The sequence below is a fragment of the Pseudomonas sp. N-1-13 genome, from assembly GCF_057787095.1.
Window position 1 is genome coordinate 2,375,580 of record NZ_JBYNRI010000001.1, and the last position, 19,346, is coordinate 2,394,925.

19 protein-coding genes are annotated in these 19,346 nt (G+C 62.5%); 4 read left to right on the plus strand and 15 right to left on the minus strand.

Going from position 1 to position 19,346, the window contains the following annotated elements; translation table 11 throughout:
• Positions 1 to 48: 48 nt before the first annotated feature.
• From AC3I65_RS10820 to AC3I65_RS10870, 11 genes are all read right to left on the minus strand, one after another.
• Entirely contained in the window at positions 49 to 771 is a 723-nt protein-coding gene (locus AC3I65_RS10820) for an amino acid ABC transporter ATP-binding protein (protein ID WP_139050469.1), read from the minus strand.
• Positions 764 to 1,414: an amino acid ABC transporter permease gene (locus AC3I65_RS10825; protein ID WP_076385195.1), complete on the minus strand. Its 651-nt coding sequence runs from the start codon at positions 1,412 to 1,414 to the stop codon at positions 764 to 766. Before AC3I65_RS10825 ends, AC3I65_RS10820 begins: the two co-directional genes overlap by 8 nt.
• Before the next feature lie 9 nt (positions 1,415 to 1,423).
• A complete protein-coding gene (locus AC3I65_RS10830) occupies positions 1,424 to 2,089 on the minus strand; it encodes an amino acid ABC transporter permease (protein WP_047228974.1) in 666 nt (221 codons plus the stop codon).
• Complete coding sequence (gene lhpI, locus AC3I65_RS10835; RefSeq protein WP_488523712.1) at positions 2,082 to 3,860, minus strand: cis-3-hydroxy-L-proline dehydratase; 1,779 nt, start codon at positions 3,858 to 3,860, stop codon at positions 2,082 to 2,084. Before lhpI ends, AC3I65_RS10830 begins: the two co-directional genes overlap by 8 nt.
• A 10-nt stretch (positions 3,861 to 3,870) precedes the next feature.
• Positions 3,871 to 4,689 carry an ABC transporter substrate-binding protein gene (locus AC3I65_RS10840; RefSeq protein ID WP_047228976.1) on the minus strand — a complete coding sequence of 273 codons (819 nt, stop codon included), beginning with the start codon at positions 4,687 to 4,689 and terminating at the stop codon, positions 3,871 to 3,873.
• 232 nt (positions 4,690 to 4,921) lie between these two features.
• Positions 4,922 to 5,671 carry an AraC family transcriptional regulator gene (locus AC3I65_RS10845; protein WP_076385191.1) on the minus strand — a complete coding sequence of 250 codons (750 nt, stop codon included), beginning with the start codon at positions 5,669 to 5,671 and terminating at the stop codon, positions 4,922 to 4,924.
• Between the two features lie 236 nt (positions 5,672 to 5,907).
• A complete protein-coding gene (locus AC3I65_RS10850; RefSeq protein ID WP_488523713.1) occupies positions 5,908 to 7,164 on the minus strand; it encodes an FAD-dependent oxidoreductase in 1,257 nt (418 codons plus the stop codon).
• Positions 7,161 to 7,397, minus strand: a complete 237-nt coding sequence (locus AC3I65_RS10855; RefSeq protein ID WP_047228979.1) for a 2Fe-2S iron-sulfur cluster-binding protein — start codon at positions 7,395 to 7,397, stop codon at positions 7,161 to 7,163. The genes AC3I65_RS10850 and AC3I65_RS10855 overlap by 4 nt, the downstream gene beginning before the upstream one ends.
• On the minus strand, positions 7,390 to 8,505 hold the full coding sequence (locus AC3I65_RS10860; RefSeq protein WP_139050464.1) for an NAD(P)/FAD-dependent oxidoreductase: 1,116 nt from the start codon (positions 8,503 to 8,505) through the stop codon (positions 7,390 to 7,392). The genes AC3I65_RS10855 and AC3I65_RS10860 overlap by 8 nt, the downstream gene beginning before the upstream one ends.
• Positions 8,502 to 9,434: a 4-hydroxyproline epimerase gene (locus tag AC3I65_RS10865; RefSeq protein WP_047228981.1), complete on the minus strand. Its 933-nt coding sequence runs from the start codon at positions 9,432 to 9,434 to the stop codon at positions 8,502 to 8,504. Before AC3I65_RS10865 ends, AC3I65_RS10860 begins: the two co-directional genes overlap by 4 nt.
• Positions 9,435 to 9,545: 111 nt before the next feature.
• Positions 9,546 to 10,217: a GntR family transcriptional regulator gene (locus tag AC3I65_RS10870; RefSeq protein WP_047228982.1), complete on the minus strand. Its 672-nt coding sequence runs from the start codon at positions 10,215 to 10,217 to the stop codon at positions 9,546 to 9,548.
• A 205-nt stretch (positions 10,218 to 10,422) separates the two neighbouring features.
• On the opposite strand from AC3I65_RS10870, the gene AC3I65_RS10875 reads away from it, so the two are divergent.
• The gene (locus tag AC3I65_RS10875; RefSeq protein ID WP_305468266.1) at positions 10,423 to 12,564 is read left to right on the plus strand and encodes a TonB-dependent siderophore receptor; all 2,142 of its coding nucleotides are present in this window, start codon (positions 10,423 to 10,425) and stop codon (positions 12,562 to 12,564) included.
• 66 nt (positions 12,565 to 12,630) lie between these two features.
• Here AC3I65_RS10875 and AC3I65_RS10880 read toward each other — a convergent pair whose 3' ends face one another.
• A complete protein-coding gene (locus AC3I65_RS10880; RefSeq protein WP_281459300.1) occupies positions 12,631 to 13,365 on the minus strand; it encodes an SDR family NAD(P)-dependent oxidoreductase in 735 nt (244 codons plus the stop codon).
• A gap of 289 nt (positions 13,366 to 13,654) precedes the next feature.
• Complete coding sequence (locus tag AC3I65_RS10885) at positions 13,655 to 13,861, minus strand: tautomerase family protein (protein WP_003202537.1); 207 nt, start codon at positions 13,859 to 13,861, stop codon at positions 13,655 to 13,657.
• 126 nt (positions 13,862 to 13,987) lie between these two features.
• Here AC3I65_RS10885 and AC3I65_RS10890 point away from each other — a divergent pair, with 126 nt between their 5' ends.
• Positions 13,988 to 14,911, plus strand: coding sequence for a LysR family transcriptional regulator (locus AC3I65_RS10890; RefSeq protein ID WP_107321696.1), 924 nt, complete (start codon positions 13,988 to 13,990; stop codon positions 14,909 to 14,911).
• 95 nt (positions 14,912 to 15,006) lie between these two features.
• On the opposite strand, the gene AC3I65_RS10895 is transcribed toward AC3I65_RS10890, so the two are convergent.
• Positions 15,007 to 15,441 (minus strand): nuclear transport factor 2 family protein, encoded by a 435-nt coding sequence (locus tag AC3I65_RS10895; protein ID WP_047228987.1) that lies wholly within the window; start codon positions 15,439 to 15,441, stop codon positions 15,007 to 15,009.
• Between the two features lie 143 nt (positions 15,442 to 15,584).
• Positions 15,585 to 16,481, minus strand: a complete 897-nt coding sequence (locus AC3I65_RS10900) for a LysR family transcriptional regulator (protein ID WP_188251616.1) — start codon at positions 16,479 to 16,481, stop codon at positions 15,585 to 15,587.
• Between the two features lie 107 nt (positions 16,482 to 16,588).
• Between AC3I65_RS10900 and AC3I65_RS10905 the strand changes: the two genes are divergently transcribed.
• Together AC3I65_RS10905 and AC3I65_RS10910 are read left to right on the plus strand one after the other, a co-directional pair.
• On the plus strand, positions 16,589 to 17,863 hold the full coding sequence (locus AC3I65_RS10905) for a glucarate dehydratase family protein (protein ID WP_488523714.1): 1,275 nt from the start codon (positions 16,589 to 16,591) through the stop codon (positions 17,861 to 17,863).
• 282 nt (positions 17,864 to 18,145) lie between these two features.
• Positions 18,146 to 19,330 carry a porin gene (locus tag AC3I65_RS10910; protein ID WP_076385177.1) on the plus strand — a complete coding sequence of 395 codons (1,185 nt, stop codon included), beginning with the start codon at positions 18,146 to 18,148 and terminating at the stop codon, positions 19,328 to 19,330.
• Positions 19,331 to 19,346 lie beyond the last annotated feature (16 nt).

Sequence of the window (19,346 nt, forward strand, 5' to 3'; positions counted from 1 at the left end):
ACGCCACAGAACCTGTGGGAGCGAGCCTGCTCGCGAAAGGGCCGTCCGCTATTTCACCGACTTGAGAAAAGCCGCCGTCTCCGGCTGCACAGGATTACCAATCACCTGATCCGGCGGCCCGATCTCATGAACCCTCCCGTCGCAGAAAAACGCCACGCGGTCGGACACGTCCCGGGCGAAGCGGATCTCGTGGGTCACCAGCACCATGGTCATGCCGTCTTCGGCGAGCATGCGCATGGTGTCCAGCACTTCGCCCACCAATTGCGGGTCCAGGGCCGAGGTGGCTTCGTCGAAGAGCATGTAGTCCGGCGACATCGCCAGGGCCCGGGCGATCGCCATGCGCTGTTGTTGACCACCGGAAAGCTTGCCGGGGAAGGCCTTGAGTTTGTCTCCCAGGCCCACATGTTCCAGCTGTCGCAGCGCCAGCGCTTCGGCCTCCTGCTTGCTTTTTCCCAGCACTTTGCGAGGCGCCAGCATCACGTTTTCCAGCACGGTCAGATGGGGGAAAGCGTTCCATTGCTGGAACACGATGCCGATCTTTTGCCGCAAGCGGTTGAGGTCGGTGGCGCGGTCGTGAACCTCGATGCCGTCCACGCGGATGCTGCCTTTGTGGATCGGCTCAAGGCCGTTGATGCACATCAGCAGGGTCGATTTGCCGGAGCCGGAGCCGCCGATGATCGACACCACTTCCCCTTTGTCCACCGTCAGGCTCACGCCCTTGACCACTTCCAGCTCGCCAAAGGATTTGTGTACGTTCTCGATCTCAATCATTTTCCTGCCACCTTCTTTCCAGACGTGCGCCAAGGCGGGCGACCACCAGGCTCATGACGTAGTAAATGAGGCCCGCGATGCACAGCACCAGCAACGGTTCCTGGATGCGGGTGACGATGGTTTGCGAGGCGCGCAGCAGTTCGACGATGCCGATCCACATCACCAGCGCGGTGTCTTTCATCACGCCCAACACCAGGTTCAGCCAGCCAGGGAATGCGACCCGCGTGGCAATCGGCAGGACGATGTAGCGCAGATCCTGCAGGTAACTCAGGCCCAGGGAGCGACTGGCCCGCCGGGTACTCAACGGCACCGCCAGCACGCCACCGCGCACGATCTCGGTGAAGTAGGCGGCGGCGTAGACGCCGAGCACGATGCAACCGACCGCGAAGGCGCTCAGGTTCAGGCCGACGATGCTCTTGAGGGCGTTGAACAGCACGAACTGGATCAGCAGCGGAACGCTGCGAAACACGTCCAGTACCCAGGCCAGTGGCAGGCTGGCCCGCGGCAGCAATGCCCGCAGCAGGCCGAACAGCAAGCCGGCCAGGGAGCCCAGCAGGATCGACCACGCGGTCAGTTGCAGCGTGACCCAAGCCCCGTCGAGCAAGAACAGCAGGTCGTTAAGGGTGAGGCTGGTGGTAAACATGACGCCCCCTCAGTAGCGAAACAATCGCCAGGACAACAGCCGGGCCAGCCCGACGATCAGCTTGGCGATCAGGTAATACAGCACCGCCGCGAGGGCGAAGTATTCGAAGGTGCGGAAGGTCTTGACGTTGTATTCCTGGGTGACGCCGGTCAGGTCGTTGTTCAGGCCCACGACCACACCCAGGGAAGTCATCAGCACCGCCCAGACCATCTGGTTGGTCAGCGGGTAGAACACGATGCGCAGCAGTTGCGGCACGATGATCATCCGGTAGGCCTGCCAGGCGCTCATGCCCAGGGAGCGGGCGGCGCGCATCTGGGTACTCGGCACGGCCTTGAGGCCGCCGCGAAAGTTTTCCGCCAGGTAACCGGCGTTGTTGAAGGTGATCCCGGCCAGCAACGCCAGCCAGGAACTGACGTGCAGCCCGAGAGAGCCGAGGCCGAAGTAGAGGATGTAGATCTGGAACAGCGAGGGCGTGTTGCGGGCGATCGACACCCAGCCATTGCCCACGCCGCGCAGCAGCGGATGGCGGGCCTGGCGCATCACCGTCAGCACCAGGGCGATCAGCACGCCGAAGATCATCGACAGCGCCGCGGTCTCGAAGGTGACCCAGGCCCCGGCGAGCATGTCGGGCAGGGCACGCAAGGCCGGGCGCCACTGGAAACTGTAGTCAAACATCGGTCAGGCCCCCCGTATGGACAGTCGGTTGCAGCCACGTCGGCGGTTGACCGCTGGCCGTTGCGCTGCACGCAGCTTCAACGCACTGCGCAAGGCTGGCGAAGTGCACGCCGCGACCGACCAGACCCGGTGCGTAATGGGCGTACTTGCCGGAGTTAGTCATCAGGGTGGTGGCCTCGGGCGGAATGACCGGCTCGCCCAACATGCACCAGCAGGTGTCGGTGACCAGGAGCGCGCCGAAGGCTTCGATAGCCTGCAGATGGCCCGCTTCGCGAGCCTGTTCCAGTACCGCTCGGCCACAGGTGATCGCCAGCACCACCTCCGGATGTTTGTGGCGGCCGGCGCACAAGGCCGACAGGGCGGCGAATTCGCTGAAGGAAAAATGCGGATTGCCCAGGGAGACCACGTCCACCTGGCGGTGCCGGGCGCTGTTGAGTTCGCGCCAACTGGCGAGCAGGCCGGCAGCGCTGACAGTGTCCTGCGGCAAACTGACTCCCGGTTCCAGGACATCGACCGGGTCGAGGGCCTCGGGCGTCACCCCGGCGATGTGGAATAGCGGCGCGGCGCTGGTGGTGGCGAACGCGGCGCCGAAGGCTTTCAAGTCATCCCGCGTCGGGGCGGCGTGCTCCAGGCCGCGGATCAGTGGGATGCGACGGCCCGTCAGGCTGCCGATGTGATAACCCAGCAGCGGATAGAAGCTGTCGTCCACGGACCCCAACGGCGGCACATCGATAATCAGCGCGGCTTTGCGCTGCGCGTCAAGATGGCAGCCGGTCAATGGCGCGCGGCCGCAGAGGGCGATGCAGATGTCCAGGAAGTCCGGATACTTCTGCGTGCGGGCACCGAGCACGCTGTTGGCGTAGACCACGGCGTTGGATTCGGCCCAGACGATCTGCTCACCAGCCTTGGGCGCGCTGTCGAGCAGGTAGGGGGCACAGGTGAAACTCAACTGCGCCCCCATTGCCATGTAGGCATCCCCCAAGGCGCTGGCAGGCTCACCCAGGGCAGGGTCGACGCCCAGCTCCCGCCAGCGCCGCTGGTCTACGGAAATCGAATTGAGCGTGGTGGGCACGCGCACCTTCGCGCCCCATTGCACCAGTTGTTCGGCAAAACGCAGGCTGGCCGGGCCGGTATAGATGCAGCCATCGATGTGGGCCTGGGTCACATCCAGCAGTTGTGTGGCGCCCTGGATATCGGCCATGCGCAATACAATCTGCATTGCGACCTGGGCCGCCTTGCCGTGGCTGCCGTCCAGCAGCGCCTGGTCCTGTTGGCTGAGGCTGATGGTTGAACCGCTGAGCGCGGGGGTTGGAAAGTCCAGCTCGTGCCAGCCATCGTTGGGGCGCTGACCTGACAAGGTCAGCCGAGCGCCTTCAATGCGCACAAAACCCTGGCCGCGCAACCGCTTGAAGGCCTCGTGCCCGACACACACCACCGGCAGGGAACGCTGGAAAATCACCTGCGCCACCAGCACGCCCAGGGTCAGGATTTCATCGGCCTCGGCCAGCACCAGGGCCGCAGGGGCGTGGCCGTTGCTGATCAGCTCCATCAGCACGCTGCTGCCGGTGCAGGAGCCACGCCCGCTGGGAATCGCCAGCACGCGCCCGGCCAGGCGTTCGCCGCTCAACGGATGATGGCGGTCAATCACCTCGCCGCTGGCCGGGTCGACCCCGCCCCAGAAACTCAGGCCCACATCGGCGTACAGCAGGGCGCCCTGGGCGGCACCCTCCACCAGACTTCGGCCCGTCACACGGGTAGGCGTGCTTGGCATGCTCCAATCCTCAGTAGTAAACCTGCGGCACCACCAGGTCGGCCGGCGGGATATCGGTGCCCACCCATTTGACGAACAGCTCCTTGTAACGGCCAGTGCGCACCTGCTGGTTGACGAAGAGATTGAGGTAGTTGATCAACCCGTACTCGTTGCGCTTGGCGCCAAGGGACACGTAGTCGATGACATAGGGCGCGTTGCCTGCGATTTTCAGGTTCTTGTACTTGCCCGACTTGATGGTCGCGGCCGCCACGGTGTTGGTCACCACGGTCGCATCGATGTGGCCCTGGGCGACGGCCAGCAGCGTGTCGTTCTGCGACTGGTAGGCGCGGAAACTGCCGCTGCCCCAACTCTTCTGGTCTTTTTCCAGGGCGATGGCTTCGTAGGTGCCGCTGGTGTTACCCAGAGGTTTGCCCTTGAGGTCGTCGTAGCTGTTGATGCCGGTATCGTCGCGGGTCAGCACCACCATCTGAAACGCGAAGTAGGGCACGGTCAGGCCCACGGTCTTGGCCCGCTCCAGGGTGTCGGAGGTGGAGGCGACGATCACGTCCGCACGGCCGGAAACCAGCGCCGGGATCCGGTCCGGGAACGGTGTTTCCACCACTTCGGGTTCCACGCCGAGGACTTTCGCCAGGTCGTGGCAATAGTCCACGTCAAAACCAGCGGGTTTATTGCCAGCGTCACGAAAACCCATGGGCGGGAAGTCCAGGGTCACGGCGCAGCGCAGTTTGCCGGAGCCGATGATGTCGTCGAGTTTGTCGGCGTGAGCGGGGGCGATGAAAAGGGGCGTGAGGGCAACGCTCAGGGCTACAGCCAATGCAGGGTTTTTCATAAATGCCTCGCTGTCGAATAAATGCGGATGAAATATCGTATTGAGGATTTCGTATACGATATTAAATAAAGCAAGCAGCGTGCCGGTTTGAGGTTGAGTCAGTGGTCATTGGTAAGGCTTTGATGTGCATGCATTAAAAGACGTGGAGCTGCGTCAGACGCCGAACAACGCTTGCGTGCGGTGTTACAGATAGGAGCAATCGCAGTCCCCATGCCCCACCAGGGAACACAGGTCAGCGCTGATTTTCGCGATACTGACTGGGTGAAAGGCTGGTCAAGGCGCGGAACTGCCGGCTGAACGCGCTGTGATCGGTGTAGCCGCAGCGCAGGGCGATTTCGGTGATGGGCAGGTCGTGGTCCAGTAACAACCGCGAGGCTTCTTCCAGCCGCGCCTTGTGAATCATCTGCCGGGGCGTGAGCTGGAAGATGCGCTTGCAGTGGCGCTCCAACTGCGCCACCGACAACCCGGCGATAGCGGTCAGGTCGGCAAGGCTGATGGGGTGGGCGAAGTGCTGTTTGATATGGGCATCCACCGCCGCCAGTTTGTGGAACGCAGGGTGACTCGACTGGGGCAGTTGCAAGTCCCGGGAAATCCCGGCCAGGCCGACGATCTGGCCGTTGGGCGCATGCAGGGCGAGTTTATGGGTCAGGCACCACACCGGCTGGTTGCCGTAGTACAGGTGCAGTTCGAGCTGGTCGGCCAGTTCCCGGCCGCTGGCCAGCACCCGTCGGTCCTGCTCGGTGTACAGCGGGCCGAAACGCTCGGGAAAAACCTGCTCGGCAGTGAGGCCCAGCAGGTCAGCGCTTTGTTTGAAGCCGCAACGCCGGGCCAGGGTCTGGTTGACGAAGGCATAGCGGGCTTGCCTGTCCTTGATGAAAAACACCACGTCCGACAGGGTGTCGAGCAACGGCGCGATGGGTTGCAGGCTGTTGAGCAGGGTCGGTAAATCGCAGGGGGCGAAGGAAGTGAGCGTGGGGTACATGGTCCAGCATCGCCTTCTGATGGGAGCGAGCGTGCTCGCGGTAGCGCAGTGTCGATCGAAAATACGGGACCTGTCACCTCGCAATCGCACGCTGGTTCGCACAGTTCTTTATGAATGACCCGAAGCAACTGTGGGAGCGAGCCTGCTCGCGATAGCGCCGGTTCAGCAGCATTGATGTTGACTGACACTCCGCTATCGCGAGCAGGCTCGCTCCCACAGGTTGGGCTTGCACGGGCTCAAGTGGGCGGGGTTTCTTCCAGGTGCAGCAAAGTCTCGATCCGCGCCGGGCTGAAGGGCGGGCGCGGCGTGGGTGAGGGCCAGCCGAACAGATGTTCCAGCGCGGCGCCGCAGACCCGCCCCTGGCAGGCCCCCATGCCGCACCGGCTCGCCAGTTTCGCTGCGCGCCAGTCCTGGTGGTCGACCAGCTCGCCATACGGCACGTCTTCGCAGCGGCACACCAGCGTGTCGTCCCGAGCGAGGGTCTTGAGTCGCGCGTTAAGGGCGAAGGCTTTGTTCAACGCCTGGGCGAAACCTTGCCAGCGTGCCCGGCGAGGCCACAAGCGTTGCGCGGCGACACTATTGCCGACGGCGCTGTGGCCGGCGATGGCGCCTTCCACAAGCGCCAGTTCGCTGCCACCGAAACCGGTGCATTCACCGGCGGCGTAATGGTCGTGGCGGGTAGTCGCTTGCCAGGCGTCAACGGCCAGCGCCTGGCCTTCAAGACCACAGCCCAGGGCCTGGCCGAGCTGAGTATTGGGAATGAGCCCGAACCCACAGGCAAGACGGTCGCAGGCCAGTTCAAGTGTCTTGCCCTGTTGCAGCAAGCGCACGCCCTCAAGCCGCTCGCGACCCAGGGCCTCCAGCACATGCGTGCTGGTGCGGTAGTGTGGATCGAAAAGGCTGAACGACTGCAAAAACTTGCCCGGCCAGCGCGGCAACTGCGCGGCGAAACCGGCGACGGCGCGATGATTGGCCTGCTCGGCGATCCGCAGTACCTGCGCCCCTTGATGCTTGGCGGTGGCGGCGCTGGCCAGCAGCAATGGGCCGCTGCCGGCGATCACCAGCCGTTCACCGCGCACTGGCAGGCCACTCTTGATCAATGCTTGTAAACCACCGACGGCGGTCACCCCCGGCAGCGTCCAGCCGGGGAAGGGCAGCAGCAGTTCGCGCGCGCCGGTGCACAGGATCAAGCGCTGGTAGGTGATCTGCCAGCCGCGTTCGGCATCTTCCACCAGCAGGGTTTTATCGGCGGCGCAGGCGATGACTCGGGTGCCGGCGTGGCAGCGCACATTGGCGCAGGCCTGTAATGAGTTGCGCAGACGTCGGGCCTCGGCGGGGAGGTGAGCCTGGGGGCCGTCGCGCCAGATCTGCCCGCCCGGCAATGGATTATCGTCCAGCAGCACAATGCGCATGCCGCTGCTTGCCGCGGCCAGGGCGGCGGCCATGCCGGCGGGGCCGGCGCCGATGATCAGCAGGTCGGTGGTTTCGTTCATGGTCGTGTTTGCACCTGCATGCCATCGCGGCATAGCGTCTGGCAGGCCAGGCGTCGATGGCCATCGATCATCACCCGGCATTCCTGGCAAATGCCCATGCCGCACAGAGGCGCGCGGCGCTGGCCGCTGACCGAAGTGCGGCTGCAACCGTCGGCTCCCAGGGCAAGGGCGGCGGCGACGCTGGTGCCGCTGACGACCGTGAGCGGGCGACCATCGAGAAACAGATCAGGCATGGGCCGGTTCTCCCAGAAAACGCTGTGGCAGGTACGGTTGTGCCGCCAGCGGTGAGGTTTCGTTGAACAGTTGCGCGGCCAACAGATCGGCCGTTGCGGGTGCCGTCGTCACGCCCAGGCCTTCGTGACCCACCGCCAGCCACAGGCCCGGGCGTTGCGGATGTTGCCCCACCAGCGGCAGGCCGTCGGGACTGGCGGCGCGAAAACCGGTCCAGGCGCGGATGCCGTTGAGGTGTGCCAGGCCTGGCATGTAGTCGACAGCACGCTTGAGCATCTTTGCCAGCATCCAGCCTTCCACCTGCGGGTCGACGGTGCCGAACTGTCGCGAGGCACCGATGAACAGCTGCCCGGTCGGACGCGGCTGGATATTGCACGCCACCGATGGACCGCTGGCGTTGTGAGCGCTGGTGACATATCCCAGCTCCACCAGGGTGTGGCAGACGGTGGCGGGGTAACGATCGGTGATCAACAAATGGCCCTTCTTGGCTTCGATCGGCAACTCCGGGCACAGCTCGGTGGCCTGGATGCCATTGGCGAGAATCACCGCTTCTGCGTTCAACCAGCGACCGTCCTCAAGACGCACTCGATGGCCGTCCACTTCAATGACCTGGGCGCGTTGCTGAGCAATATTGGCCTCGTCCAGCATCCAGCGCGCGGCAGCCGGGGCGTACAGGATCCCGTCGCCCTTGATCAGCAGGCCGCCCTCCAGGCCTTCGCGCAGTTGCGGCTCACGCTGCTGCAGGGCCGCACGCCCGATCAGCTCGCAGTCTTCGCCATGAGCCAGCAGGTTCAGGTACTTGCTATGGGCAACGGCCATTTCCTCGGCATTGGCCGCCAGCCACAGGGTGCCGTTGTTGCGCCACGCGCAGGCGTCGGGCAGGGCCGGGGCCAACTGGCGCCAGCGCTGCAGGGAATACTGACTGAGGGCCAGTTCCGCCGGGTTGTCGTCCAGCACCAGCAAGTGGCCCATGCCGGCGGCTGTGGCGCCGTGCCAACCGGCATCGAGTACCAGGACCTTCAAGCCTCGCCGGGCCAACGTTCGGGCGCAGGCGGCGCCGATGATGCCGGCACCGATGATGATCACATCGGCGACGTGGCCGGCGTTCACGGGACGATGCCCCAGGCGAACGGATCATCCGGCTCAATGACCAGCGTGGTTTCGGCGCTGATGTAGGCGCGGCCGCGAATGGTCGGCACGATGCGCTCGCCGTCGAACTCATAGGAGCCTTCGAATTCACTGCCAATGACACTGGCCTGGCGCCAGATCTGCCCGGGTTGCAGTTTTCCGTCAGCGGCCAGGCACGCCAGTTTGGCGCTGGTGCCGGTGCCGCATGGGGAGCGGTCATACGCCTTGCCGGGGCAGAGCACGAAGTTGCGGCTGTCGGCGTGCGGGTCATCGGCGAACAGTTCGATGTGATCGATCAGGCCCCCGTCCTCACCCCGCAGACCTTGCTGTTCCAAGGCCTGCTGCACGGCGTAGGTATAGGCGGTCAACGCGTCGAGGTTGTCGCCCGCCACGCGCTGGCCATGGTCAGCGATCAGGAAAAACCAGTTGCCGCCCCAGGCCACATCGCCCACCACCGGGCCGATACCGGGCACCTCCAGGCTCAGGGCCTTGCGGTAACGGTAGGCCGGCACATTGCGTACGCTGACCGAACGGTCCTCATGCAAGGTCGCTTGCACCGTGCCCACCGGGGTTTCGACGGTGTGCACGCCAGGGCCGATCTTGCCCAGGTGTGCCAGTGACGTCACCAGGCCGATGGTGCCGTGGCCGCACATGCCCAGGTAGCCGCTGTTGTTGAAGAAGATCACCCCGGCACAGGCGCTCGGGTCCTGCGGCTCACAGAGCAGCGCCCCCACCAGCACATCGCTGCCCCGTGGTTCCAGCACGCAGGCGGTGCGCCAGGCGTCATGCTGTGTCGCTAGACGCTGGCGGCGCTCGGCCATGCTGCCTTGGCCCAGGTCGGGAAAACCGTCGGTGACCAGGCGGGTCGGTTCGCCGCCGGTATGGGAATCGATCACGGTGATGCGTTTCATGGGGGGCCACGTCCGTTCAGATGAGTGACGGCAAGCGTGGCCCGCGCTGGGGGGTGACGGCTTGATGGATTTATCTGTCACTCATGACGAAATCGGCACAGCAGCGGCGCATCAATGGCTCGAAGGCAGGAACTCGAACAGCGTCTTGCAAACGCCGGCGATGTGTTCGTCCAGTAACTTCACCGCCCGCTCCACATCACCGGCGCGGCAGGCCGCAAGAATTTCCCGGTGTTCGTGGTCGGCGCGTTCCTTGCCGGCCGAAAGGCTCATCTGCATGCGCAGGTAGCGCTCCAGCTTGTCGTGCACCGAGCGGATCAAACCCACCAGAAAGGGGCGTTGCGCCGGCTCGTAGAGACAGGCATGCAATTGCCAGTTCAGTTCAGCCCAACGACCCACGTCGTCTTCACCGATGAACTCACGGCAGATGCTCTCGGCGCGGACGAAGGTCTCTTCGGTCATGTTGGGAATCGCCAGACGCAGCACTTTGTCTTCCAGCAGCATCCGCACCTCGAACATCTGCGCCAGCTCCGCCTCGGAAATGCGCGTGACCATCGCCCCGCGATTGCGCTGGAACATCACCAGCCCCTCGGCTTCCAGGCGCTTGAGGGCTTCGCGCACGGGAATCTTGCTGACGTTGAACTGCCGGGCGATGTCGTCCTGGCGAATGGGCTCGTCCTCGGCAAAATGCCCGGCCACGATGGCTTCGCGCAGATGACGGGTGATGATTTCCGAAGTGGAAGGGGTGTTGCCCAGATCAGGCAGATTGAACTTGGATAAGGTCACGGCGGCGGTCGTTTGGCTTGGTTGGGGATATGGTATACGACTTTGCCAGCAGTCGCGTTGTGCAGTTGGCACGTGCCAGGAAGGGGTATTTTGCTGGGTTGTGAATGGGAATTTGTGTCAAACAAGAATGAGTTGCTGTATCTTTCGCGACACATTCTTGTCGGCCTCTGGGGGGCTGACGTATTTTCGTTAGGATTGTGCATCGATGCGTCGGATTCTCGTTTCACTGTGTGTGCTCCAGGCTTATTCCGTATCCACGTGGGCAGACGAGCCCATGGCCGCAACCTCCGCACCGGTGGAACTGCAAGCCACGGACATCGTGGGTCTTTCGGATATCGAGTCCGCGCAGGGGCCCGTCAAGGGATACCACGCGACCCGTTCGGCCAGCGCGACACGTACCGACACCGCGATTCATGAAACCCCACAGTCGATTTCCGTGGTTTCGCGCGACGTGGTGGAAGACCTCAGCGCCACCCGGCTGCAAGACGCGCTCGATTACGCCGGCGGGGTCGGCAGGGCGAACAACTTCGGTGGCCAGGGCCTGACCACGTTCACGGTCCGCGGCTTTACCACGGGCGAGTTCTACCGCAACGGTTTCCCGATCAACCGCGGTTACCCGAACATGCCAGATGCCAACACCATCGAGCGCCTGGAAGTGCTGCGCGGCCCGGCGACGATGTTGTACGGTCGCGGCGATCCAGGCGGCACCTTCAACGTGGTGTCCAAGCAGCCATTGGCCGAACGCACTGTGACCCTGGGCAGCCAGGTCAGCGACCAGGGCATGCGTCGCGGGACCCTGGATGCCTCAGGCCCGCTGGACGAAGAAGGACGCCTGGCGTATCGCCTGAACGTGATCGGCGAGGGTGGCGATACGTTCCGCGACCACGTCGAGACCGAACGCTACGGCATTGCGCCGGTGGTGACCTGGCAGGTCAACGACACCACGCGCCTGACCTTCGAAGGCGACTTCATGCGCAACAATGCGCCGCTGGACCGTGGCCTGACCCATTACGCCGGTCAGCGCGGCACCGCCTCGCGCGATACGTTCTTCGGCGAAAAAGACGCCGGCAAGTTGCACAACGACAACAACATGCTGCAGGTGCGTTTCGAGCACATGCTCAACGACGACTGGACCTTGGCCGGCGGTACCCAATGGCTGGACGGCACCCTGCAGGGCAACGCGGTGGAAGGCAACGGTATCGCCGCCGATGGGCGTACCCTGGGGCGCAATTTCAACTATCGCAAACTGGAGTGGACTGACCGGGACACCCAACTCAACCTCACCGGGCATTTTTCCACTGGCGGGTTCGAGCACACGCTGTTGACCGGCATCGAGTATGAAGACTACGACTACCAGTCCATCATCAAACGTTCCGCCGCAGGGAGCAGTGCTTATCCGATCGATATCTTCGATCCGGTGTATGGCCAGCCACGCCCGGCGCTGACACGCACGCCCACCGATGATCAGGAAAACCTCAAGACGTTTGGCGTATTCGTGCAGGATCAGGTGGCGCTGACTGAGCGCTTGAAGCTGTTGGCCGGGGCACGTTTTGAGCGGTTCGAGCATCAGTACGAGAGTTTCGTCCCTCAGACCCCGCCTGGTAGTCGGAACTGGGACGTCACCGACAGCGCGGTCACCCCGCGCCTGGGTGTGATCTACGATTTGACCGACACCTTGGCTGTCTATGCCAATACCGCGCGCTCGTTCAAACCCAACAACGGTGCCAGTCGCGAAGGCGGCGGGTTCAAGCCGGAAGAGGGCAAGTCTTATGAGATGGGGATCAAGTGGGAAGCCTTGGATCGTCAGTTGAGTGTCGATGCGGCGGTGTACCAGATCGAAAAACGTAACGTGCTCACCACTGACCCAGTGGATTCCACCTTCAGCGTGGCCGCTGGCGAAGTGCGCAGCCGTGGTTTTGACCTGAACGTGGCGGGCAATTTGACGCCGGAGTGGCGCGTGATTGGTGGTTACGCGTATGTGGATGCCGAAGTGACCAAGGACATCAATATCCCGTCCGGCACCCGCTTGCTCAACGTGCCCAAAAACACCTTCAGCCTGTTGAACGTCTATGAGTTCCAGGATGGCGGCCTCAAAGGGCTGGGCCTGGGACTAGGCGCCAAGTATGTGGATGAACGGGCCGGCCAGACGGCGGCGACTGCGTTCTCCATGGACAGCTACACGGTGGTGGACCTGCTCGGCTACTACAAGGTCAACGAGCGGATCCGCCTCAACCTGGACCTGAAGAACCTGTTCGACGCCGACTACGAAGAAGGCGCTTTCGGTAACGTCTATGCCTACCCAGGCGCACCGCGAACCGTGCAGGCCGGCATCTCCTATACGCTCTGAACTCCAGGCGTCATGAAAACCCCGGAGGTTGTGCCTGCGGGGTTTTCTTTTTACCACTTGCCTGTATTACCACTTGCCCGTGCTCATCCCGCCGTCTACCGGCAGTATCGCGCCGGTCGTGAAATCAGCGCGCGCCAGGTACAACACGGCCTCGGCAATTTCCTCGATGGTGCCGACGCGACCGGCCGGGGCCAGGTTGTTGAGGAAGTCGCGGTGCGCCGGGTCATGCATGGGCGTGTCGATGATGCCGGGGGCGACCGCGTTGACCTTGATGTTGTGGGGCGAAAGCTCCAGCGCCAGGGCACGGGTCATCTGGTTGACTCCGCCTTTGATCAACACCGGCAGCGCCGCCGGCACTTGGATGTTCGGTTGCAGGGCCACGGCGGCGGAGATGTTGATGATGAAACCCTGCTGACGACCGATCATGTGTGCGGCAGCCGCCTGGCTGGCGTAGACCAGACCCTTGAGGTTGGTGTCCAGCAGCGCTTCCAGGTCCTGGGGGCTGTATTCGATGAAAGGTTTTGGCAGGAAGAAGCCGGCGTTGTTCACCAGCCCGTCCACGGCCCCGAAGGTTTCGATGGCTTTGTTGATGAGACGGGTTGAAGTCGCCGGGTCAGCGATATCACCGGCCACGCCAATGAAGTTCGCCGGGTGGGCGAGCTGTTGCGCGGCGCTGTCCAGGCCGGACTGAGAGCGGGCATTGCCCACCACGTTATAGCCCCGATCCAGGAACGCCTGGACCAGACCCAGGCCGATGCCACTGGAGGCGCCGGTGATGATGACGGTTTTGTTGAGGCTCATGATTGAACTCCTGATCAATTGAATTGAAACCGTTGCGCCGATGTTGGCGGTGGTTGAGATCAGGGTATTGATGCGCTTGGGTTTGATAAATACGGGGGCTGGTACTTGAGTTGATACGTCATGTAATTAATTCAATGTGGGAGCGAGCCTGCTCGCGATGACGGTATCCCAGCCAACATCAATGTAACCGGTCCACCGTCATCGCGAGCAGGCTCGCTCCCACAGGGATATTCGTTGGCAGGCATAAAAAAGCCCGGTCAGTTGGACCGGGCTGGGGAAGGTAGAACCGTCACTCTTTGGGCAAGCTTCGGTATTGCGTCGTCGTCATACCCGCGTAACCCCAGTTATCGGTGTCGACTTCCTCGATCACGATGTGGGTCAAGTGCGGGTCCTTGCCCAGCACCCGTTGCAGGGTTTCGGTGATCTCGGAAATGACCTGGGCTTTCTGTTCGCGAGTGACGCCGTCGCGGGTTATACGCACATTGACGAAAGGCATGATGCACTCCTGCTGATGAGAAATGAGCGCAGGAGGTTCCCGCGCCACGGGGGCCACTATATTTATACGCCTGCGGCTGATAAACAGGTGTCTGGAAACTTCAGTTGATACGCGGTGTAACGAATCATGAAGCGTCATTTCGAAGACTTGCAGTTGGGCAGCATAGAACTGTTCTGCCTGGCGGCGGAGGCAGGGAGTTTCACCGCGGCGGCCCAGCTTGCCGGTGTGACTCCGGCGGCGGTGAGTCGCTCGATTTTCCGTCTGGAGGAGCGCCTGGGTTCGCGTCTTTTCGTGCGCACCACACGCAGCATTCGGCTGACGGAAGCCGGCAAGACCTATTTCGAGCAATGCCGGCAAGCGCTGACGCAACTGGTGGAGGCGCAACAGGAAATGATGGGCGCGCAATCGGTGCCGTCCGGGCAACTGCGCATCAGCCTGCCCACCACCTACGGTCATCACCGCATCCTGCCCTTGCTGCCGGCCTTTCGGGCGCTATACCCGCAAGTGACGGTGGACCTGCACCTGAGCAACCGAAACATCGACTTCGTTGCCGAAGGTTATGACCTCGCCATCCGGGTGCGAGCACAACCCGACTCATCGATGATCGCCCGACTGCTGGAAGACGCGAAATTGGTGGTGGTCGCGTCCCCGGATTACTTGCGCAAGGCCGGCACGCCGCAGGTCCTTGAAGATCTGGACGACCATGAGTGCATCCAGTTCGAATTGCCCAGCAGCGGACGGCGGATTTCCTGGTTGTTCAATGTCGACGGCAAGGAAAAGGAGGTGTTCGGCGAAGGAGGGTATTGCTGTTCGGACGATGTGCTCGGCGGCGTGACGCTGGCCAAACATGGCGCCGGCTTGTTCCAGACCTACAAATTCATCGTGGAGCAGGAGCTGGCCAACGGGCAATTGGTGGAGGTACTTGCGCCTTTCGCGGGGCGCTCACGTCCGTTCACCTTGCTGTATCCCCACGGTCGGTACGTGCCGCAGCGGGTGCGCGCCTTTGTCGATTTCCTGCTGCAGTACCGGGAGCAGTGGGCGGCGGATTGAAGTAACGGTGACCTGTGGCGAGGGGATAAATCCGCTCGCCACATTGAATCCCTGCCGCTTCACGTTAACTAACGGCGCCCACGGAGATTTTTAGCTCAGAACCGAAACGCCTGCCGCCCAATCAGCAGCCACTTGCCATTCTTCTGCTTCTGCCAGATCTGAAAGTTCTCGATTTCCGTCGGAACCACTTCGGTGCCTTTGAGCGCTTGCGCGGAGAAGTGGTGACGCACCAGGGCCACATCGCCTGACAGGGTGATTTTCTGATCCTTCATCTCCAGGGTCTTGAACGCGCTCTTGCCGGTTTCGATGTCGGCAATGAAGGCTTTCTTGTCCTGAATCTTCCCGCTGGAGTGCCCGTAGGTCAGGTTTTCGGCGGCCAGTGCCTGGAGTTGTGGGATGTCTTTGTGCAGCATGGCTTGGGTCAGATGGTCGACGGCCTGGGCCACTTCCTGCTCGGCCGATGAAGAGGCAGCCGCGACGTAGCCGCTGAACAGGCACAGAAAGCTGATGACCAATGTGGCTTTTTTCATGGGTATTTCCTTATTTTTGTAGGTATCGGAGCGGATTAGCGTTTTCGGCTGATCTCGTCTGTCATCGTACAACTTGTTTGGGGTGACGGGAATAGGTCGTCAAGTTTGGTCACTGCGGAGGGCGACATCGGTGGGCTTCAGATTCAGAGACCCTCGCGAACGGCCCCGCGAATGCCCTCCAGCAACATGGCAAACGCCGGGTTGTCATTGTCCTGGCGCCATATCAGGTGCAACTCGCTTTGTACCCCTTCACCCAGATCGATCTCACGAAACACCACCTGCCTGAACACCACGCTGGTGGCACACCGGGGCACCAGTGCCAGACCCATGCCGGCGTTAACCAGCGCCAGGATCGTCAGCGACGACCCCAGCCATTGCACGAACTGCGGTGCAACGCGGGCCGAGCGCAGCATGCCTGTGAGCAGTTCGTTGAAAGGTGGGTAGGCGGAGTGGGAGTACATCAGGAAGGGTTCACCGTCGAGATCTTCGACGCCCACCGAATCGGCACTGGCCAGCGGATGCCCCACAGGCACGGCCAGGACGAACGGTTCGCGCACCAGGCACTCGGTGGCGTAGCCGGTTTCCAGCAGTGGCGAGCGGACGATCCCCAGGTCGATGCGGCGAGCGCGCAGGGCCTCGTGTTGCTGGTAGGTGTTCATCTCCGACAGAACGATTTTTACCTGGGGTTGCTTCAAGCGGGCTTCGGCGATGACTTTGGGTAGAAACTCATACACCGCGCTGCCGACGAAGCTGATGGTGACTGAGCCGATGTCGCCCTGGGCAAACCGCTTGGCGGCCACGGCGGCTTGTTGCGCCTGCTCCAGCAGGTTCTGCGCTTCGATGAAAAACGCCCGTCCGGCGGCGGTGAGCGCCACGCTGCGAGTGCTGCGGGTGAACAGTTCGACACCCAGGTGATGTTCCAGCAACTGGATCTGCCGACTCAGCGGAGGCTGGGTCATGTTCAGACGTTCGGCGGCGCGACGGAAGTTGAGTTCGGTCGCCACCGTGGTGAAGCAGCGTAGCTGGGCCAGTTCAAACATTGATTCAATCCAGGTATCAATCAAGTGCCAAGTTAGATTAGACGGGAACAATACCCTCCGTCCATCATCGACCCGTCCTCTACAAAAACAATGATCGGAGCCGCTGCATGAAGATCACCCGCGTCACCGTCACACCCATCGCCTTTCGCGATCCGCCGTTGCTCAACGCCAGCGGCATTCATGAGCCCTACGCGTTGCGTTCGATCATCGAGATCGAGAGCGACAACGGTTACATCGGCCTGGGCGAGAGTTACGGCGATGCGCCGGCCCTGGCGATCCAGCAGCAACTGCAAAGCCAGTTGATCGGGCTGGACCCGTTCAACCTCAACCAGTTGCGGGCCATCGTCCAGGCCACCGTGGCCGCCCACCGGCCCGCCAGCGCTGCCGGTGCGGAGCTGGCGCCGGGTTCCCATGCGAGCAAGGCGGTGAGCAATGCTTACTCAGCGTTTGAAGTGGCCTGCCTGGACCTGCAAGCCCATTACCTGAACGTGCCGCTGGTGGATCTGCTGGGCGGGGCGATTCGGGATGAGATCCCGTTCAGCGCCTATCTGTTTTTCAAGTACGCCGAGCACGTCGATTCGCCGTATCCGCCGGACAGCTGGGGCGAGGCGCTCAACGAACAGCAGATCGTCGCCCAGGCCCGGCGCATGATCCAGGACTACGGCTTCAAGAGTATCAAGCTCAAGGCTGGCACCCTGGAGCCGGAACACGAGGTTTCCTGCATCAAGGCGTTGAAGCAGGCGTTTCCCGGCTACCCGCTGCGCATCGATCCCAATGGCAACTGGTCGCTGGAAACTTCCATTCGCATGGCCGAGCTGCTGGGCGATGACCTGCAATATTACGAAGACCCCACACCAGGGCTCGAAGGCATGGCCGAACTGCACAGGCGCACGGGCCTGCCGCTGGCGACCAATATGGTGGTCACCGATTTCGACGAGTTCCGTCGCAGCGTGGCGCTGAACAGTGTGCAGATCGTCTTGGCCGACCATCATTACTGGGGCGGGCTGCGAGACACCCAGGCGCTGGCGAAAATGTGCGACACCTTTGGCCTGGGCGTGTCGATGCATTCGAACTCCCACCTGGGCATCAGCCTGATGGCCATGGCCCACGTCGCGGCTTCGGTACCGAACCTGGATTACGCCTGTGACACCCATTACCCGTGGCAGGAACCGGATGAAGAGGTGATCAAGGGCGGCAAGCTGCCGATTGTCGATGGTTGCGTGAAAATCACCCGTGCGCCGGGGCTTGGACTGGAGCTGGACCGCGATCAACTGGGCAAGCTGCATGAGCAGTTCCTCAGTTGCGGCATCCGCCAGCGCGACGATGTGCGGCAGATGCAGCGCTACAAGCCGGACTGGAAAACCGTCAAACCGAGGTTCTGAGTCAAGGATCCTGTGGGAGCGAGCCTGCTCGCGATGGCGTTGGGTCAGCAGCATTTAGGGTGGCTGACACACCGCCATCGCGAGCAGGCTCGCTCCCACCTTAGTTTCAGGGGTAGGCCCTAAGTATTGCCCCTCCGTCACATCGCAGTCTTACACCCAAACTGCCGCGCCGGGCCGGCGCCTCCAAAGCATCCGCCAATTGCCTCCAAGGCAGCGTATGACGCGGCCTGTCGCCTTTCGATAATCGCCTCCGACATCCCGTCTCATGTTGCGGAGCGCGCCATGCACAACAATAAAAATACTCGCCACCGTTTTTTGCCTGCGGTCATCGCCGGCCTTTCGAGCCTTGGCCTGACGTCGTGGGCCCAGGCTGAAATCATGCTGTACGACAAGGACCAGACCACCTTTTCCACCGACGGCTATATCAACGCCTTTTACGTCAACAGCGATGTTGACCGGGCAGGGGAGCAGTTCGACCGTCGGCAGGCGCGGGTCAAGATGGGCTTCTTGCCCAACTACCTGGGTTTCAACATGGGCAAGCAGGTCGATGACCTCAAGCTTGGCGCCCGTGCCTCGTTCTGGGTGACCATCAACGACAGCGAAACCAACGGCACCGACACCGCCATCGACGTGCGGCAGTTCTACGGCACCGTCGCCAATCCGCAGTGGGGTGAAGTGCTGGTCGGCAAGGACTTCGGTCTGTTCGCCCGTTCCAACATTCTGCTGGACGAGTTACTGGCCGGTTACGGGCAGGTCAGCGACACCCTCGGGTTGGTGGACGGCGGCGGGGTGTCGTTCGGCAACATCGGCAGCGGCTACCCGTATCCGTTCCCGACTTCGCAGATCACTTACCGCACGCCGGTGATGGATGGGCTGCGGGTGGCGGTGGGCATCATGGACCCGGTGGACACCAACGACAGCAGTGCCACCGGCAAGGCCTACCAGGAAAATCCGCGTACTGAAAGTGAGGTGACCTACCAGTTCGACCTGGGTGGGGCGAAGATCTACAGCTGGCTCAACGGCAGCTACCAGACCTCGGACAACACCGACACCACGGTCGATTCAGTGACCTCCAAAGGTCTGGGCTATGGCGTACAGGCGAAGATGGGCGGTCTGTCGCTCACCGGTTCCGGGTTCCAGGCCAAGGGTATCAACCCGTTCTTCACCAACAACGCCGGCGAAGCGACGTTGCGCAATGTCGACAGTACCGGCTACCTGTTGCAGGGCTCCTACAAACTGGGCAAGAACCGCCTGGCGCTGTCCTACGGCAAGACCGAGGACGACGGCAATGGCGTGGTGGGCAGCGGCGCCGACTATGAAACCCGTGGCATAGCGCTGTTCCATGACGTCAACGACAACCTCAAGCTCGTGGCCGAATACAACCAGTTCGAAATCAACGGCCATGACACCAGCGCCCAGAACGAAGACACCGACACCTTTGCGGTGGGGGCGGTGTTGACCTGGTAAAGAGGATCCATCGGGG

Coding starts and splice junctions, on each gene's coding strand:
- AC3I65_RS10885 (WP_003202537.1), bottom strand. CDS start 13,861: ATGCCTTTCGTCAATGTGCGTATAACCCGCGACGGCGTCACTCGCGAA.
- AC3I65_RS10855 (WP_047228979.1), bottom strand. CDS start 7,397: ATGCCTGATCTGTTTCTCGATGGTCGCCCGCTCACGGTCGTCAGCGGC.
- AC3I65_RS10865 (WP_047228981.1), bottom strand. CDS start 9,434: ATGAAACGCATCACCGTGATCGATTCCCATACCGGCGGCGAACCGACC.
- AC3I65_RS10830 (WP_047228974.1), bottom strand. CDS start 2,089: ATGTTTGACTACAGTTTCCAGTGGCGCCCGGCCTTGCGTGCCCTGCCC.
- AC3I65_RS10890 (WP_107321696.1), top strand. CDS start 13,988: ATGAAGCGTCATTTCGAAGACTTGCAGTTGGGCAGCATAGAACTGTTC.
- AC3I65_RS10850 (WP_488523713.1), bottom strand. CDS start 7,164: ATGAACGAAACCACCGACCTGCTGATCATCGGCGCCGGCCCCGCCGGC.
- AC3I65_RS10905 (WP_488523714.1), top strand. CDS start 16,589: ATGAAGATCACCCGCGTCACCGTCACACCCATCGCCTTTCGCGATCCG.
- AC3I65_RS10910 (WP_076385177.1), top strand. CDS start 18,146: ATGCACAACAATAAAAATACTCGCCACCGTTTTTTGCCTGCGGTCATC.
- AC3I65_RS10845 (WP_076385191.1), bottom strand. CDS start 5,671: ATGTACCCCACGCTCACTTCCTTCGCCCCCTGCGATTTACCGACCCTG.
- lhpI (WP_488523712.1), bottom strand. CDS start 3,860: ATGCCAAGCACGCCTACCCGTGTGACGGGCCGAAGTCTGGTGGAGGGT.
- AC3I65_RS10820 (WP_139050469.1), bottom strand. CDS start 771: ATGATTGAGATCGAGAACGTACACAAATCCTTTGGCGAGCTGGAAGTG.
- AC3I65_RS10895 (WP_047228987.1), bottom strand. CDS start 15,441: ATGAAAAAAGCCACATTGGTCATCAGCTTTCTGTGCCTGTTCAGCGGC.
- AC3I65_RS10880 (WP_281459300.1), bottom strand. CDS start 13,365: ATGAGCCTCAACAAAACCGTCATCATCACCGGCGCCTCCAGTGGCATC.
- AC3I65_RS10840 (WP_047228976.1), bottom strand. CDS start 4,689: ATGAAAAACCCTGCATTGGCTGTAGCCCTGAGCGTTGCCCTCACGCCC.
- AC3I65_RS10875 (WP_305468266.1), top strand. CDS start 10,423: ATGCGTCGGATTCTCGTTTCACTGTGTGTGCTCCAGGCTTATTCCGTA.
- AC3I65_RS10825 (WP_076385195.1), bottom strand. CDS start 1,414: ATGTTTACCACCAGCCTCACCCTTAACGACCTGCTGTTCTTGCTCGAC.
- AC3I65_RS10900 (WP_188251616.1), bottom strand. CDS start 16,481: ATGTTTGAACTGGCCCAGCTACGCTGCTTCACCACGGTGGCGACCGAA.